A 14,943-nucleotide genomic window follows, 5' to 3' on the forward strand; every position below is an offset into this window, starting at 1 on the left:
CGCGAAGGGGGGTCTGCTGGTGGCTTCGGTGCAAAGCCTGAAGAGCGCCCTCTCCCTAACCCTCTCCCTGAAGGGAGAGGGGACCGTTGGGCAGATGCTGATAGTTCGACGTTAGCCGGCTAGCACAGTGATTACCGACTGAAACCATACCTTCTCTCGGCACGAACAAGCCCCCTCTCCCTTCAGGGAGAGGGCTGGGGAGAGGGTACGGAGTCCACCGAAAACACCGCAGCTACCGGGAAACCCCATTCGCGAGCAAGCTCGCTCCTACAAGAAGTGCAGTCCGAACACAACAAGAACACGGAGCCAAACCATGTCCCTGAACGCCAAGACCCTCTTCATCACCGGCGCCAGCCGCGGCATCGGCCGCGAGATCGCCCTGCGCGCCGCGCGCGACGGCGCCAACGTCGTGATCGCGGCGAAAAGCGCCGAACCCCATCCGAAGCTCGCCGGCACCATCCACAGCGTCGCCGAGGAAGTCGAGGCCGCCGGCGGCAAGGCCCTGGCCCTGCAGCTGGACGTGCGCGACGAGAACGCCGTGCGCGAGGCCATGGCCCGCGCCGCCGAGCACTTCGGCGGCATCGATGCACTGGTCAACAACGCCGGCGCCATCAAGCTGGTGGGCGTGGAGCGCCTGGAGCCCAAGCGCTTCGACCTGATGTACCAGATCAACACCCGCGCGGTGATGGTCTGCAGCCAGGCCGCGCTGCCCTACCTGAAGCAGAGCCAGGGCCACATCCTCAGCCTGTCGCCGCCGCTGAACCTGGCCGAAAAATGGTTCGCCCAGCACGGCCCCTACACGGTCACCAAGTACGGCATGAGCATGCTCACCCTCGGCATGCACCAGGAGTTCGGGAAGTACGGCATCAGCGTCAACGCCCTGTGGCCGAAGACCATGATCGCCACCGCCGCCATCGAGTTCGAGCTGGGCAGCCGCGACGCCTTCAAGCGCGCCCGCACGCCGGCGATCATGGCTGACGCCGCCCACGCCATCCTCGACAGCACGGGCCGCAGCATCAGCGGGCGCCTGCTGATCGACGAAGACATCCTCCGCGAACAGGGCGTGAGCGACTTCGAGCAATATCGCTTCGATCCGCAAGGCGGGCCGCTGGTGCCGGATCTGTTTCTGGACTAAAGGCTGGAGGCGTCGCAGCTTTTGACTTCCAGCTTCCGGCTTCAAGCTTCCAGCTCCCCCTTGACCCAACTGCCCCCCGCAAAACGCGCCAGAGTCATAGCCCCAGCCTCGCCAGCGTCCTAGAGTCGAACGGGCGTGCACACGCCAGACAACAATGACAACAAGGGCCCGCGTCAATGAGCCATGCCGACCTGATCACCCCCACCCGCTTCATCGCCCACCTGCCCGCCACCCTCGGGCGCGTGCCGCGCATGCTGCGCGGGCTCTACTACACCGGCATCCGCAACCGCGAGAAGAACCTGTCCCTGGGCTGGGCCCTGGAGCGCGCGGCGCGCCTGTACCCGGACGCCCCGGCCCTGCTGGAGGGCCAGCGGCGCCTGTCCTATGCCCTGTTCAACGGCTGGGCCAACCGCCTGGCGCGTAGCTTCCAGGCCGAAGGCGTGAAGCACGGCAGCGTGGTCGCGGTGATGCTGGAGAACCGCGCCGAACTGCTGGTGACCCTCGCCGCCCTGGCCAAGCTCGGCGCCGTGGGCGCGCTGATCAACACCACCCAGCGCGGCCAGGTGCTGGCCCACAGCCTGAACCTGGTCAGCCCCGGCCACTTCGTGGTCGGCGAGGAACTGCGCGAGGCCTTCGACGAAGTCCGCGCCAACCTGCAGGGCGGCGCCGAACGCCTGTACTGGGTGGCCGACGACGACACCCTGCGCGACCCCGGCCAGGCCCCGGCGGGCTGGGCCAACCTGATGCGCCTGGCGCAGGCCCAGGGCTCCGACAACCTGGCCGAGACCACCCAGGTGTGCCTGAAGGACGCCTGCTTCTACATCTACACCTCCGGCACCACCGGCCTGCCGAAGGCCTCGATCATGAGCCACGGGCGCTGGATCAAGGCCTACGGCGGCTTCGGCCACTCCGGCCTGGGCCTGGGCCGCGAAGACGTGCTCTACCTGACCCTGCCCTGCTACCACAACAACGCCGTCACCGTGTGCTGGAGCGCGGTGCTGGCCGGCGGCGCGGCCATCGCCCTGCGCCGCAAGTTCTCCGCCAAGGCCTTCTGGAAGGACGTGCGCCATTACAACGCGACCTGCTTCGGCTATATCGGCGAACTGTGCCGCTACCTGCTCAACCAGCCGGCCTGCGAGGAAGAGCGCGACAACAGCCTGACCTGCATGATCGGCAACGGCCTGCGCCCGTCCATCTGGGGCGAGTTCAAGGCGCGCTTCGGCATCGAGCGGATCACCGAGTTCTATGCCGCCAGCGAAGGCAACATCGGCTTCACCAACGTCTTCAACTTCGACAACACCGTGGGCTTCTCCCCGGCCACCTACGCCATCGTCCGCTACGACCTGGAAAACGACCGGCCGCTGCGCAACGCCAAGGGCTTCATGGAGAAGGTCGGCAAGGGCGAGTCGGGCCTGCTGATCAGCGAGATCAGCGACAAGTGGCCGTTCGACGGCTACACCGACCCGGCCAAGACCCAGGCGGTGATCTACCGCGACGTGTTCAAGAAGGGCGACGCCTGGTTCAACACCGGCGACCTGATGCGCGACCTGGGCTTCAAGCACACCCAGTTCGTCGACCGCCTGGGCGACACCTTCCGCTGGAAGGGCGAGAACGTCTCCACCACCGAGGTGGAAAACGTCCTCGGCGCCTTCCCCGGCGTGGAAGACGCGGTGGTCTACGGCGTGGAGATCCCCGGCACCGACGGCCGCTGCGGCATGGCCGCGCTACGCCTGGCGCCCGGCCAGGCGCTGGACGGCCAGGCCCTGGCCGAACACCTGGATCGCGAACTGCCGGCCTATGCCGTGCCGCTGTTCCTGCGGCTTCTGCAGCAGGTGGAGACCACAGGGACCTTCAAGTACAAGAAGGCCGACCTGAAGAGCGCCGGGTTCGATCCGCGGCAGGTTGGCGAGGCGCTGTTCGTGCGGTTGCCGGGCGAGGTGGATTATCGGCTGCTGGATGAGGGGGTGTTCGGGGCCATCCAGCGCGGGGAACATCGGTTCTGACAGGCTTTTCTTTCGTGGGAGCGAGCTTGCTCGCGAACAACCGAGTCAAGCTCGGCTCCGGAGCGATGTCGAAGTCCGTCCCCTCTCCCCAGCCCTCTCCCTGAAGGGAGAGGGGGCTAGTCCGTGCCGAGAGGAGGCCAGGTTCAGCCAGTAACTTTCAATGCTGCCGGCTGACTCCAGAACATCAGCCTCTGCCCAACGGTCCCCTCTCCCTTCAGGGAGAGGGTTAGGGAGAGGGCGCTCTCCAGGCCCAGCACCAGAACCGCCGGGAAACACCATTCGCGAGCAAACTCGCTCCTACGAAAAGCCCCCCAACTCAATTCCGAAACTGAAACTGCACCTCCGCCCCACGAATCTCCGAATGCCAGCTGTCGTCACTGGGATCGCTACGCTCCCCGCGCTCCCGCTGGATCAACCGGCCACCCACCTGGAACGGGCTCTCCTTCTCCTCGAACATCGGCGGCAGCAGCGGCTTGTCCAGGTCCTCGCGCAGGGCGCGGCCCGGTTCCAGGCCGTGCAGCACGTCCCTGGGCAGGCGCAGGTCGAGCTTGGAGGGCGGCAGCGGCTTGTTCACGCTGGGCTCGGCGGCTTTCTTCGGCTTGGCATCGGCCACCGGCAGGCGCTCGGGGGCCAGGGGCTTGCCCAGTTCCGCCTTGGGCGCGGCCGGCTTCGCGCTGGCGGCGGGCGCCGGCCTGGGCGCGGGTTCGGGCGGCGGGGCCTTTTCCGCCGGGGCGGCAGGCGCCACCGCGGGCGCCTCGGCCTTGGCCGGTGGCGTCTTGTCGGCATCGCCGCAGGCGCTCAGCAACAGCGGCAGGAGGGTCAGCAGAACGAAGCGTCGCAACATCACGGGGCAGGCAAATGGCCAGGGGCGCGCCATCCTCGCCTTAGTTGATCTGTAAGACAAGAGGCTCGGACCAATCCGAAGGCAATTCCGATGGACGCGCTCAGGCTCTCAAGGGTGGGCCTCCAGGCGCCGCAGCTCGGCGTCTATGTCCAAGCGCGGATAACGCCGCTGCAGGTCCTCGCGCAGGCTCGCGGCGGCCGCCTGGTCGCCCTGCCGCCGCAGCTCGGCCAGGCGCCGCAGGCTGGCCTGCGGTTCCTCCGGGGCCGGCTCGGCGCTGCGCTTGGCCATGGGTGCTGCCGCGTCGGCGGCTACCGCGCTTTCCGCCATCTGCTTGCGCTGCTCCAGCTGCGGCGCCGGCGCCGCGGCGGGGGCGGCTGGCGCCGAGTACAGCGCCGGGGCGGCCTGGCGGGCGGAGCGGGCCATGGATTCGGCCTTGGGCACCGGGGCCATGGCCGGCGCGACGGCGTCGTAGCGCGGGGCTTCCTCGAAGGTGCGCAAGGCCAGGCTCAGGCCGATGCCCAGGGTCGCCACCCCGGCCAGGGCCACCGACCAGCGCTGCGGCCGGCCGAACAGCCAGCGGCCCAGGCGTTGCCAGGCACTCGCGCGCGGCTGCACGGCGGCGCGGGCCGCGGCCAGGATGCGGGCGTCCAGCTGCGCCGGGGGCTGCTCGCCGCCGTGCCGGCGGAAATGCTCGAGCAGCTCGGCTTCCTCGGCGTCCGGCCGCTGCGGATGGCGGGTCATGGGGCTACCTCCTGGGTCGCCGCCGGGTCGGCGAGCAACCGGCGCAGTTTCTGCAACGCGTAGCGCAGGCGGCTCTTCACCGTCTCGGCGGGCGTGCGGGTCAGTTCGGCGATCTCCTGCAGTTCCAGGTCGCCGTGGGCGCGCAGCAGGAACACTTCGCGCTGCTCGCCGGGCAATGCCTCCAGGGCCTGCTGCAGGCGCTCGCGGTCGCGGCTCAGGCTCAGCTGCCGCAGCGGGTCCTCGGCCTCGCCGGGCAGCGCCTCGCCGTGCAACTGCTCGTCGAAGGCCTCGTGCTGCGCGCTGCGCCGGCCGTTGCGCCGCCAGTGGTCGATCAACCGGTTGCGGGCGATCCGGTACAGCCAGGTGCGAAAGCTGGCCCGGCCCTCGGGCTCGCTGTCGCTGCGGATCAGGCTCAGCCAGGTTTCCTGGAACACTTCCTCGGCCTGGGCAACGTCGCCGCCCAGGCCGCAGAGGAAGCGGTACAGGCCCAGGCGATGGCGCGCGTAGAGCGTGGCGAAGGCCTCGGCATCGCCTTTGCGGTAGCGCCGCAGCAGCGCGGCGTCGTCTTCGTCCGTGGTCAAGTCAGGGGTTCCGCGCCAAGGGGGTTTGCAGGCTGCGCGCCAGCTCGACGAGCTGGAGGAACTCGCCGCGCAGGCCGAACGGGTCCTCGCCGCGCGCGCTTCGGGCCAGGGCCAGAGTATCGCCCAGGTCGAAGCCGCCGGTGTAGCGCGCGCCGTCGAGCTGCTGGGCGAAGGCCGCCACCGCCGCGGCGAAGCGCAGGTCGTCGCTGGCCCGGGCCAGATCGGTAGCGCCGGTTGTGGCTATCGGGCGTTCGACAAGCTGGCTGGGCCCGCCCTCCGGCTTCTGCCAGCGCACCCGCAGCCAGGCCAGTTCGTCGCCCTTGCCGGCGGGCCTGGCCTCGGCCTGGTAGCGCAGCGGCTCGAGCCAGCCCTTCTGCCCTTTCGGGACGATCTCGTAGAGCGCGGTGACGATGTGCCCGGCGCCGATCTCGCCGGCGTCGACCTGGTCGTTGTTGAAGTCCTCGCGCTTCAGCGCGCGGTTCTCATAGCCCAGCAGGCGGTACTCGCTGACCTGCGCGGGGTTGAATTCCAGCTGGAGCTTCACGTTCTTCGCCAGCACCGCGAGGGTCGAGCCGAGTTGTTCCACCAGCACCTTGCGCGCCTCGCGCAGGTTGTCGATGTAGGCGTAGTTGCCGTCGCCGGCGTCGGCCAGCTGTTCCATCAGGCGCTCGTTGTAGTTGTCCACGCCGAAGCCCAGGGTGGTCAGCGACACCCCGCTGCGGCGCTTCTCGGCGGCCATGGCCTTGAGGCTGTCGAAGTCGCTGACGCCGACGTTGAAGTCGCCGTCGGTGGCCAGCAGGATGCGGTTGATGCCCTTGTCGATGAAGCCCTGCTGCGCCATGCGGTAGGCCAGTTCGATGCCTGCCGCGCCAGCGGTGGAGCCGCCGGCCTGCAATTGCTCGATGGCCGCGCGGATCTTCGCCTTGTCCTTGCCGGAAGTGGGTTCCAGCACCACCCGCGAGTCGCCGGCATAGACCACCAGCGACACCTTGTCCTGCGGCCGCAGCTGGTCCACCAGCAGCTTGAGGGTGCCCTTCACCAGCGGCAGGCCCTCGCGGCGGTCCATGGAGCCGGAGACGTCCACCAGGAATACCAGGTTGGCCGGCGGCAGTTGCTCGACGCTGCGCTCCGAAGCCTTGATGCCGATGCGCAGCAGCCGGGTGTGCGGGTTCCACGGCGACGGCGCCAGCTCGGTGGTGATGCCGAAGGGGCTGTCGTCGCTGGGCGGCGCGTAGGCATAGGGAAAGTAGTTGAGCATCTCTTCCAGGCGCACCGCGCCCTGGGGCGGCAGGCGGCCCTCGTTGAGCAGGCGGCGGACGTTGGCGTAGCTGCCGGTGTCCACGTCGATGCTGAAGGTCGACACCGGCGCCTCGGCGACGCTGTGCACCGGGTTCTGCGCCAGCTTCTGGTATTGCTCGCGGTCCTGGTCGCGATAGCCGGCCGGCAACGGCTCGGGCGCCACGGGCAGGGCGTAGCTTTCCAGCATCGGCGTGGCGGCCGGCGTGGCAGCACGGCGGGCCTCGCTCTTGGCGGCCAGGTCGGCGAGCGGCGCCTGTTTCGTCATCGAAGGCTGGGCGGCCTGTTGCTGGGTGGACTGGCCACAACCGCCCACGGCCAGCAGCAGGCCGATGGCGAGGGGACGGAAGGCGGAAGCGGGAAGGGACATGACGGCGGCCTCGGTGAAGGAGTCAAACCTTCAGACGAGGCCGTCAGCCAAAACGGGTTAAGCATCAACCCTATTCAACCCCAGGTGTTTCAGGCAGCGATCTGCTCCTCCTGGCACAGCTGGCAGGCCAGCATGCCGAGGGTCATGATCGCCCGCTCCGCCTCGCGGTTCCACGGGATGCCGCAGGTCAGGCGCAGGCAGTTGTTGAACTGCTCGGTGTTGCTGAAGATCAGCCCCGGGGCGATGCTGATGCCCTGCTCCAGCGCGCGCACGTGCAGTTCCTTGGTGTTCACCTTGGCCGGCAGGCTGACCCAGAGGATGAAGCCGCCCTTGGGCCGGGTCATCTGCGTGCCTTCGGGGAAGTACTGCTGCACCGCCAACTGGTAGGCGGTCATGTTCTTGCGGTACTCCTGGCGGATGTAGCGCAGGTGGCGGTCGTAGCCGCCGTTCTCCAGGTAGGCGGCCACGCCCATCTGCGTCACCGTGCACGCCGAGTGCGTGGTGAAGGTCTGCAGGCGGCGGATTTCCTCCTGGTAGCGCTCGGCGATGATCCAGCCGATGCGCACCCCCGGCGAGATGGTCTTGGAGAAGCTCGAGCAGTACACCACCCGGCCCTCGCGGTCATGGGCCTTGAGTGACTTGGTCTGGCCCTCGTCGAACATCAGCTCGCCGTAGATGTCGTCCTCGATCACCCCGATGTTGTGCTCGGAGGTGAGCTTGAGCAGTTGCTTCTGGCGCTCCTCGGGGATGGTCCCGCCCAGCGGGTTGGACAGCCGCGCGGTCAGCACCAGGGCCTTGATCGGCCACTGGTTGGCGGCCAGCTGCAGGGCCTCCAGGCTGATGCCGGTGAGCGGGTCGCTGGGGATCTCGATGACTTTCAGGCCGAGGATGTCGGCCAGTTGCAGCAGCCCGTAGTAGCTGGGCGACTCGGTGGCGATCAGGTCGCCCGGGCGCGTCATCACCCGCAGCGCCATGTGGATGGCGTCCACGCAGCCGTGGGTGATGGTCACCTGGCTGGGGTCGACCACCACGCCGGCGTCGCGCATGCGGATCGCCACCTGGCGGCGCAGCGGCTCGTAGCCGGGGCTGAACATGTAGCTGAAGGCCCGCGGGCTGGAGAAGCGGGTGACCTTGGCCAGTTGCTGGTGCAGCGCGCGCACCGGCAGGTAGTCCACGTGGGGCACCGCCGCGCCCAGGGGGAACACGCCCTCGCGGCGCGCCTCGGCCAGCACCTGGTTGATGATGCTGCTGCGGGTCACCAGGCCCGGGCGCTCGACCCGCGCGATGTCGGGGGTCGAGGCGGTCAGCGCCGGGGTGTGGTGCACGTAGAAGCCGGACTGCGGGCGCGCGCGGATCAGCCCCTGGTCCTCCAGGGTGGCGTAGGCCTGCAGCACGGTGGCGTGGCTGACGTTGAGCTGGGTGCTCAGCTTGCGTACCGAGGGCACGCGCTCGCCCGGCTGGTAGACGCCGCGGCGGATGTCCTCGGCGAGTTGCTGGGCGATGCGTTGGTACAGAAGCAGATTGCTCATGGCGGCGATCCCTCGGGCATTGGACCGAAACAGTAGCCAAAAACTCGAAACTGTTCCAGAACAGTAGCAGGGAAACATGCCGATACAGCCCGCCGCCGATGATCGGCGCAGGCCGCGCGCCAGAGCGCCTCAGAACTCCCCGAGCCAGTCCAGCATGCCGGCGATCACCAGTTGCGCGTCGTTGGTCACACCCAGCTTCCTCATGGCGTTGCGCTTGTGGGTGCTGATGGTGGAAACGCTGCGGCTGGTGCGCTCGGCGATCTCGCCGACCGTGGCGCCATGGGACAGGCGGAGCAGGATGTCGATCTCGGTGGGGCTCAGCGGCTGGCCGGTATGGCGCTGCGGGCGCAGGGTGGGGTCGGTGTAGGCCAGCCCCTGGCGAATCCGCGTCACCGCCTCGTCCAGTACCGACAACGGGCTGCGCTTGCAGACATAGGCGCTGGCGCCGCACTTGAGCGAGGCCCGCGCCATCAGCGGCGCCCCCGATACCGAGTAGACCAGCACCTTGAGCTGCGGGTAGTTGCGCTGCAGCCATTCGAGCAAGTGCACGCCATCGCGCCCGCGCGAGCCGGGCAAGGCCATCTCGGTGATCAGCAGATCGAGGTCGGGGCGTTCGCTCAACTGGCGCAGCAGCGAATCTGTATCGGTGACCCAGTCCAGCACCTGCACCTGGCTCTGGTCGGCCAGGTAGCGCTGCAACCCCCAGCCGGTCAGCGGCTGGGCATCGGCGACGAGGGCTTTGAGAGTTTCACGTTTGAAGGGCATTGCGGGTTCCTGCTGGCGGACGCCCCGGAGTGGGGTGGTCCCATCGGCGTATTTTCGCCAAGGCGACCCTCGAACAGCTTCGAGATGCCGCCCTGCCAACAGGTTAGCAGCGCCGGGCCGGCCCGCCCGGCGCCGGGGGCTCAGCGCTGGGCGCCGAGCTGGCCCTTGTCGTCGGAGAAGACGATTTCCACGCGGCGGTTCTGCGCGCGGCCCAGGGACGAGGCGTTGTCCGCCACCGGGTAGGCCTCGCCGAAGCCCTGCACCTGGATGCGCTTGGCGTCCACGCCGAGGTCGGTGAGCACGTCGGCCACCGCCTGGGCGCGGTCCCGGGACAACTGCTGGTTCTCCTGCTCGTCGCCCTGGTTGTCGGTGTAGCCCTCGATGCGGATCACCCGCCGCGGGTTGAGCTGGAGGAACTGCACCAGCTTGAGCACGGTGCGGTTGGCGGCGGGCTTGAGGTCGGACTCGCCGCTGTCGAACAGCACGTCGCCGAGGGTCAGCACCAGGCCGCGCTCGGTCTGGTCGGTGGCCAGGCTGACCATCTGCTCTTCCAGCCACTTGCTCTGTTCCTGCACGCTGGCCAGCTTGGCCTCGCGCAGGGCCAGCTGCAGGCGCTCGCGGTCGAGCTGCTGGCGGGCCAGGCGCTCCTGGTTCAGCGCCAGGTTGCTGCGCTCGCGGGCGATCTCGCTGTAGCGCTGGCTGAGGTAGGCGTACTGCAGCACGTCGTCGTTGCTGCCCCAGTAGCTGGACAGGCGCTCGGCGCGGGCCAGGGACTCGCCGGCGCGGATCACGTCGCGCGGCGCGCTGTGCAGCACGCCGGAGTCGTCCTTGACCGCCTGGAACTCGCTGCGCGCGCGCTCCAGGGACTGCTCGGCGAGCTGCCCGTGGGTGCAGCCCGCCAGGGCCAGGGCGGCGACGACCAGGCCGCATGGCATCAACCGGCGCGGGCTCATTTCACTTCCCCCAGCTGGCGGCGCAGGCGCTGGATGCTCTTGCCCTGCTCGGCCAGTTGCGCGGCGCTCTTGCCGGTCAGCACCTTGGCCTCGGCCAGGCGCGCGTCCAGCTCGGCCTGCTCGGTGAGCTGCCGGGCGCGCTTGTTGGCGGCGCCGGCCAGGGCCTCGCGGGCGGCCTGGTACTTGTCCTCGGCCAGCTTGAACTCGGCCACCTCGTCCGTGGCGCCGACCGCCCGGGCCTGGTCCAGGGCCTGCTCGGTCAGGCGCATCTGCTCGTTGGGAAGCGGGTCGTTGGCGCATCCCGCCAGGGCGCACAGCAACAGCCCGGGGAGGGTCATGCTTGGCTTGCTCACGAAATCTTCTCTACTGCGTGGGAGAGGCGGCGGACCGCGCTTGCTCGGCCTGCCAGCGCTGCAGGTTGCGCTGCAACAGGCGCTGCGGTACGCCGGCGGCAATCAATTCTGTCATCTTTTCCTGCAGTTGTCCGCGCAGTTCCGGGCCGTAGCAGGGCGAGGCGTGGGCCAGGGTCAGGTACAGCCCTTCGCTGGAGATCGGCGGCTCCAGCGGTTGCAGGCGCTGCTGCAGGCCCAGCCGGGCCGCCGTGGCCAGGCCGGGGAAGCGCTCGTAGAGCACGTAGTCGGTGCGCCCCAGGGCCAGCTTCTGGAAGGCCTGGGCTACGCTGGGCACCTCTTCCAGGGTCAGCTGCTGCTCGGCGAAGTCGTCGAAGGCGGCGCCGAAGCTGTTGTTCACCAGGGTGCCGCCCTTGTGGCCGCGCAGGTCTTCCCAGCGGGCGTAGGGGAAGCCTTCGCCCTTGTGCACCCAGACCACGTTGTCGGTGCTGAGGAAGGCCGGGCGGATGTAGTCCATGATCGCCTCGCGCTCGGGCGTGAGGAAGGCGCCGGCGAGCAGGTCGACGCGGCCCAGGCGCGCCTCTTCCTGGGCGCGGGCCCAGGAGCCGGTGTAGCGCACGCGGATGCTCACGCCCATGGACTTGCCCAGTTGCTCCAGCAGCTCGGCGCTGGCCCCGACCAGGCGCTCCGGCTGGGCGGGGTCGCGCCAGAGGAACGGCGGGTATTCCGGGTTGCCGCTGGCCACCAGCACCGAACACTGGCTGCTCTGGGCGTGGGCATACAGCGCCAGCAGGCCGACCATGGCCAGCAGGACGCGGCTGCGCCTGATCATGCGCGGTCCTCGCGAACCGGCGAAAGGGAGGGCGATGCGTATGACGACGGCATGCTAGCTTCTGTAAGAAAAAGTTCTGAGCGAAGGGTCAGACTAGGCGAATTCGGACGCCAGTGCAGCATGTCACTGTTCAGGTGGATACGCCAAGCCGGGAACCGTCGCGTTCCCTTCCCTATCCTCGATTTCCGCTCCCACGGTCACAAGGATCACCGATGAAGAAAGTCCTGCTCGCCCTCGTCCTGCTGCTGGCCGCCGGCGCCGGCGTGCTCTACGCCTTCCCTTCCACCCTGCTGGCCAGCGCCCAGTTCGTCGAGCGCACCCGCGCCGGCCTGGACGAGCAGAGCGTGCGCGTCGACGGCCTGGACATCCGCTACTACGAGGGTGGCCCGCGCGAGGCCGAGACCGTCCTGCTGGTCCACGGCTTCGGCGCCGACAAGGACAACTGGCCGCGCTTCGCCCGCTACCTGACCTCGCGCTACCACGTGCTCATCCCCGACCTGCCCGGCTTCGGCGAAAGCAGCCAGCCCCAGACCATCAGCTACGACGTCGGCACCCAGGCCGAGCGCCTGGTGGACTTCGCCAAGGCCCTGGGCATCGGCCGCCTGCATCTGGTGGGCAACTCCATGGGCGGGCAGATAGTCGCGCTGATGGCCGCGCGGCATCCGGACATGGCCTTCTCCGTGGGCCTGTTCGACAACGCCGGGATCATGGCCCCGCAGCAGAGCGAGCTGTTCAGGCGCGTGCTCGGCGGGAAGTCCAACCCGCTGGTGCTGAGCCGCCCCGAGGACTTTTCCGGGCTGATGGACTTCGTCTTCTACCAGCGCCCGCCGATGCCCGAGCGCCTGCAACTGTACCTGGGCGAGCGCGGCGTGCAGCGCAGCCAGCTCAACGCCTACATCTTCGGCCAGCTGCGCGAGCGCTACATCCCGCTGGAGCCGGAGCTGCCGAAGATCACCGCGCCCACCCTGCTGCTGTGGGGCGACCGCGACCGCGTGCTGGACGTTTCCAGCATCGAGGTGATGAAGCCGCTGCTCAGGCATCCCAGCGTGGCCATCCTGCGCGACTGCGGCCACGTGCCGATGATCGAGCGCCCGGAAGAGACCGCCGGCCGCTACCTGGACTTCCTCGAACAGGCCAAGGCCCAGCGCACCGCGATTCGCTGAAGCCGGAATGCAGAACCGGCGCCTGGGTGCCGGTTCTGTGCGGAGCGAAGATCAGCGCTTAAAGCTGGATCAGACCGGGTATCTGCACGTCCGGATTGACGTCCTGCTCATAGTCCACCCCGGCGATCTCGAAGCCGAACAGGCGCAGGAACTCGGTCTTGTAGCCGGTGAAGTCGGTCAGCTGGTACAGGTTCTCGTTGGTCACCTGGTTCCACAGTTCCTTCACCTTGTCCTGCACGTCCGGCTGCAGCTCCTTGTAGTCGGCGCGCAGGCGGCCGTCGGCGTCCAGGTGCGGCTGGCTGCCGTAGAGGCTGTCGCGGAACAGGCCGTCGACCTGTTCGATGCAACCCTCGTGGGTGCCCTTCTCCTTCATCACCTTGAACAGCAGCGACAGGTACAGCGGCATCATCGGGATGGCCGAGCTGGCCTGGGTGACCACGGCCTTGAGCACCGATACGCGGGCGTCACCGCCGCTGGCGGCCAGCTTCTCGCGAATGCCCAGGACCTTCTGGTCCAGGTCCTTCTTGGCGGCGCCGATGGAGCCGTTCCAGTACAGGTCGTGGGTGATCTCTTCGCCCAGGTAGGTGAAGGCGGTGGTCTTCACGCCATCGGCCAGCACGCCGGCTTCCTGCAGCGCGTCCATCCACATCTGCCAGTCTTCGCCACCCATCACCGCGACGGTGTTGGCGATCTCCTCGGGGGTCGCCGGCTCCATCACGCTTTCCTTGATCACTTCCTTGTCGGTGTCCAGGCCGCGGAAGTTGACGGTCTTGCCCACCGGCTTGAGCACCGAGTTGAAGACTTCGCCGGTCTTCGGATGGGTGCGGCGCGGGGCGGCCAGGCTGTAGACCACCAGGTCGACCTTGCCCAGGTCCTGCTTGATGGTTTCGATGGCGACCTTCTTCACCTCGTCGGAGAAGGCGTCGCCGTTGATGCTGCGGGCATACAGGCCCTTGGCGTGGGCGAACTTCTCGAAGGCCGCCGAGTTGTACCAGCCGGCGGTGCCGGCCTTGGTCTCGCTGCCCGGGCGCTCGAAGAACACGCCCAGGGTGGCGGCGCCGGCGCCGAAGGCGGCGCTGATGCGCGCGGCCAGGCCGTAGCCGGTGGACGAGCCGATCACCAGGACCTTCTTCGGACCGTTGGCGATGGGGCCATGCGCCTCGACGTACTCGATCTGTTCCTTGACGTTGGCTTCGCAGCCGGTCGGATGGGTAGTGACGCAGATGAAGCCACGCACGCGCGGTTTGATGATCATGAAAACCTCGTTTGCCAGGTGCCGTTAGAACAGGTTCAGGTACTGAAGACGTCGCGCATTGTAGATGAGACACCTTCTCTTGGGCGCAACCGGGAGAAGATTCGTGACCAATGGGTCATCCCCTGCGGCGAACACGGGAAACCAGGGGCCGGAAATGAAAGAACCCGCTCCTGGGAGCGGGTTCCTTCGTCAGCGGTTCAGGCTCAGACGGCCTTTTCCAGCTCCGGTACGAGCTCGAACAGATCGCCAACCAGGCCGTAGTCGGCGACCTGGAAGATCGGCGCCTCTTCGTCCTTGTTGATGGCCACGATGACTTTCGAGTCCTTCATGCCCGCCAGGTGCTGGATGGCGCCGGAGATGCCCACTGCGATGTACAGCTGCGGGGCGACGATCTTGCCGGTCTGGCCGACCTGCATGTCGTTCGGCACGAAGCCGGCGTCGACGGCGGCGCGGGAAGCGCCGACGGCGGCGCCCAGCTTGTCGGCCAGGGCGTAGAGGATCTTGAAGTTGTCGCCGTTGCCCATGCCGCGGCCACCGGAGACCACGATCTTGGCGGCGGTCAGTTCCGGACGGTCGGACTTGGCCAGCTCTTCGCCGACGAAAGCGGACTTGCCGGCGTCGGCCGGGCCGGATACCTGCTCGACGGCAGCCGAACCGCCTTCGGCGGCGACGGCGTCGAAGCCGGTGGTGCGCACGGTGATGACCTTGACCGGAGCCGAGGACTGCACGGTGGCGATGGCGTTGCCGGCGTAGATCGGGCGCTTGAAGGTGTCGGCGCTGACCACTTCGATGATCTCGGAGATCTGGTCGACGTCCAGCAGCGCGGCGACGCGCGGCAGGTAGTTCTTGCCGTTGGTGGTGGCGGCGGCCAGGATGTGGCTGTAGCCCTTGCCGAGTTCGGCCACCAGAGGAGCGACGTTCTCCGGCAGTTGGTGGGCGTAGGCGGCGTTGTCGGCGACCAGCACCTTGGCAACGCCCGCGATCTTGGCGGCGGCTTCTGCCACGGCGCCGACGTTCTGGCCGGCGACCAGCACGGCGACATCGCCACCGATCTTCTGCGCGGCAGCGACGGTGTTCAGGGTGGCAGCGCCCAGGACGCCGTTGTTGTGCTCAGCGATTACCAGGA

14 protein-coding genes are annotated in these 14,943 nt (G+C 68.3%); 3 read left to right on the forward strand and 11 right to left on the reverse strand.

Features of this window, described 5'->3' with window-relative positions; translation table 11 throughout:
• The first annotated feature begins 313 nt into the window (after positions 1–313).
• Complete coding sequence (locus QSJ95_RS31675; RefSeq protein WP_285647673.1) at positions 314–1,135, forward strand: SDR family oxidoreductase; 822 nt, start codon at positions 314–316, stop codon at positions 1,133–1,135.
• Positions 1,136–1,311: 176 nt separating this feature from the next.
• A complete protein-coding gene (locus QSJ95_RS31680) occupies positions 1,312–3,138 on the forward strand; it encodes a long-chain-acyl-CoA synthetase (protein WP_285647675.1) in 1,827 nt (608 codons plus the stop codon).
• A gap of 316 nt (positions 3,139–3,454) precedes the next feature.
• On the opposite strand, the gene QSJ95_RS31685 is transcribed toward QSJ95_RS31680, so the two are convergent.
• The 9 genes from QSJ95_RS31685 to QSJ95_RS31725 all read right to left on the reverse strand — a co-directional run bounded on the left by QSJ95_RS31685 (position 3,455) and on the right by QSJ95_RS31725 (position 11,399).
• The gene (locus QSJ95_RS31685; RefSeq protein ID WP_285647676.1) at positions 3,455–3,982 is read right to left on the reverse strand and encodes a hypothetical protein; all 528 of its coding nucleotides are present in this window, start codon (positions 3,980–3,982) and stop codon (positions 3,455–3,457) included.
• Positions 3,983–4,090: 108 nt separating this feature from the next.
• Positions 4,091–4,723: a hypothetical protein gene (locus QSJ95_RS31690; RefSeq protein WP_285647678.1), complete on the reverse strand. Its 633-nt coding sequence runs from the start codon at positions 4,721–4,723 to the stop codon at positions 4,091–4,093.
• Positions 4,720–5,304, reverse strand: a complete 585-nt coding sequence (locus tag QSJ95_RS31695) for an RNA polymerase sigma factor (protein ID WP_043267225.1) — start codon at positions 5,302–5,304, stop codon at positions 4,720–4,722. Before QSJ95_RS31695 ends, QSJ95_RS31690 begins: the two co-directional genes overlap by 4 nt.
• Before the next feature lies 1 nt (position 5,305).
• The gene (locus QSJ95_RS31700; protein ID WP_285647679.1) at positions 5,306–6,970 is read right to left on the reverse strand and encodes a vWA domain-containing protein; all 1,665 of its coding nucleotides are present in this window, start codon (positions 6,968–6,970) and stop codon (positions 5,306–5,308) included.
• A gap of 89 nt (positions 6,971–7,059) precedes the next feature.
• Complete coding sequence (locus QSJ95_RS31705; protein ID WP_043267229.1) at positions 7,060–8,499, reverse strand: aminotransferase-like domain-containing protein; 1,440 nt, start codon at positions 8,497–8,499, stop codon at positions 7,060–7,062.
• A gap of 129 nt (positions 8,500–8,628) precedes the next feature.
• Positions 8,629–9,264, reverse strand: coding sequence for a response regulator (locus tag QSJ95_RS31710; protein ID WP_043267231.1), 636 nt, complete (start codon positions 9,262–9,264; stop codon positions 8,629–8,631).
• Between the two features lie 140 nt (positions 9,265–9,404).
• Complete coding sequence (locus tag QSJ95_RS31715) at positions 9,405–10,217, reverse strand: OmpA family protein (protein ID WP_058071002.1); 813 nt, start codon at positions 10,215–10,217, stop codon at positions 9,405–9,407.
• Positions 10,214–10,555, reverse strand: a complete 342-nt coding sequence (locus QSJ95_RS31720) for a DUF4398 domain-containing protein (protein ID WP_285647692.1) — start codon at positions 10,553–10,555, stop codon at positions 10,214–10,216. The genes QSJ95_RS31715 and QSJ95_RS31720 overlap by 4 nt, the downstream gene beginning before the upstream one ends.
• Before the next feature lie 25 nt (positions 10,556–10,580).
• Positions 10,581–11,399 carry a substrate-binding periplasmic protein gene (locus QSJ95_RS31725; protein ID WP_043267233.1) on the reverse strand — a complete coding sequence of 273 codons (819 nt, stop codon included), beginning with the start codon at positions 11,397–11,399 and terminating at the stop codon, positions 10,581–10,583.
• A 212-nt stretch (positions 11,400–11,611) separates the two neighbouring features.
• Here QSJ95_RS31725 and QSJ95_RS31730 point away from each other — a divergent pair, with 212 nt between their 5' ends.
• Positions 11,612–12,562 (forward strand): alpha/beta fold hydrolase, encoded by a 951-nt coding sequence (locus QSJ95_RS31730; RefSeq protein WP_285647686.1) that lies wholly within the window; start codon positions 11,612–11,614, stop codon positions 12,560–12,562.
• 58 nt (positions 12,563–12,620) lie between these two features.
• Here QSJ95_RS31730 and fabV read toward each other — a convergent pair whose 3' ends face one another.
• Both fabV and QSJ95_RS31740 read right to left on the reverse strand, forming a co-directional pair.
• Complete coding sequence (gene fabV, locus QSJ95_RS31735) at positions 12,621–13,817, reverse strand: enoyl-ACP reductase FabV (protein WP_285647688.1); 1,197 nt, start codon at positions 13,815–13,817, stop codon at positions 12,621–12,623.
• A 203-nt stretch (positions 13,818–14,020) separates the two neighbouring features.
• Complete coding sequence (locus QSJ95_RS31740; RefSeq protein WP_285647690.1) at positions 14,021–14,941, reverse strand: electron transfer flavoprotein subunit alpha/FixB family protein; 921 nt, start codon at positions 14,939–14,941, stop codon at positions 14,021–14,023.
• Positions 14,942–14,943 lie beyond the last annotated feature (2 nt).

The organism is Pseudomonas sp. NBRC 100443 (assembly GCF_030268185.1).
GTDB lineage: Bacteria > Pseudomonadota > Gammaproteobacteria > Pseudomonadales > Pseudomonadaceae > Pseudomonas > Pseudomonas citronellolis.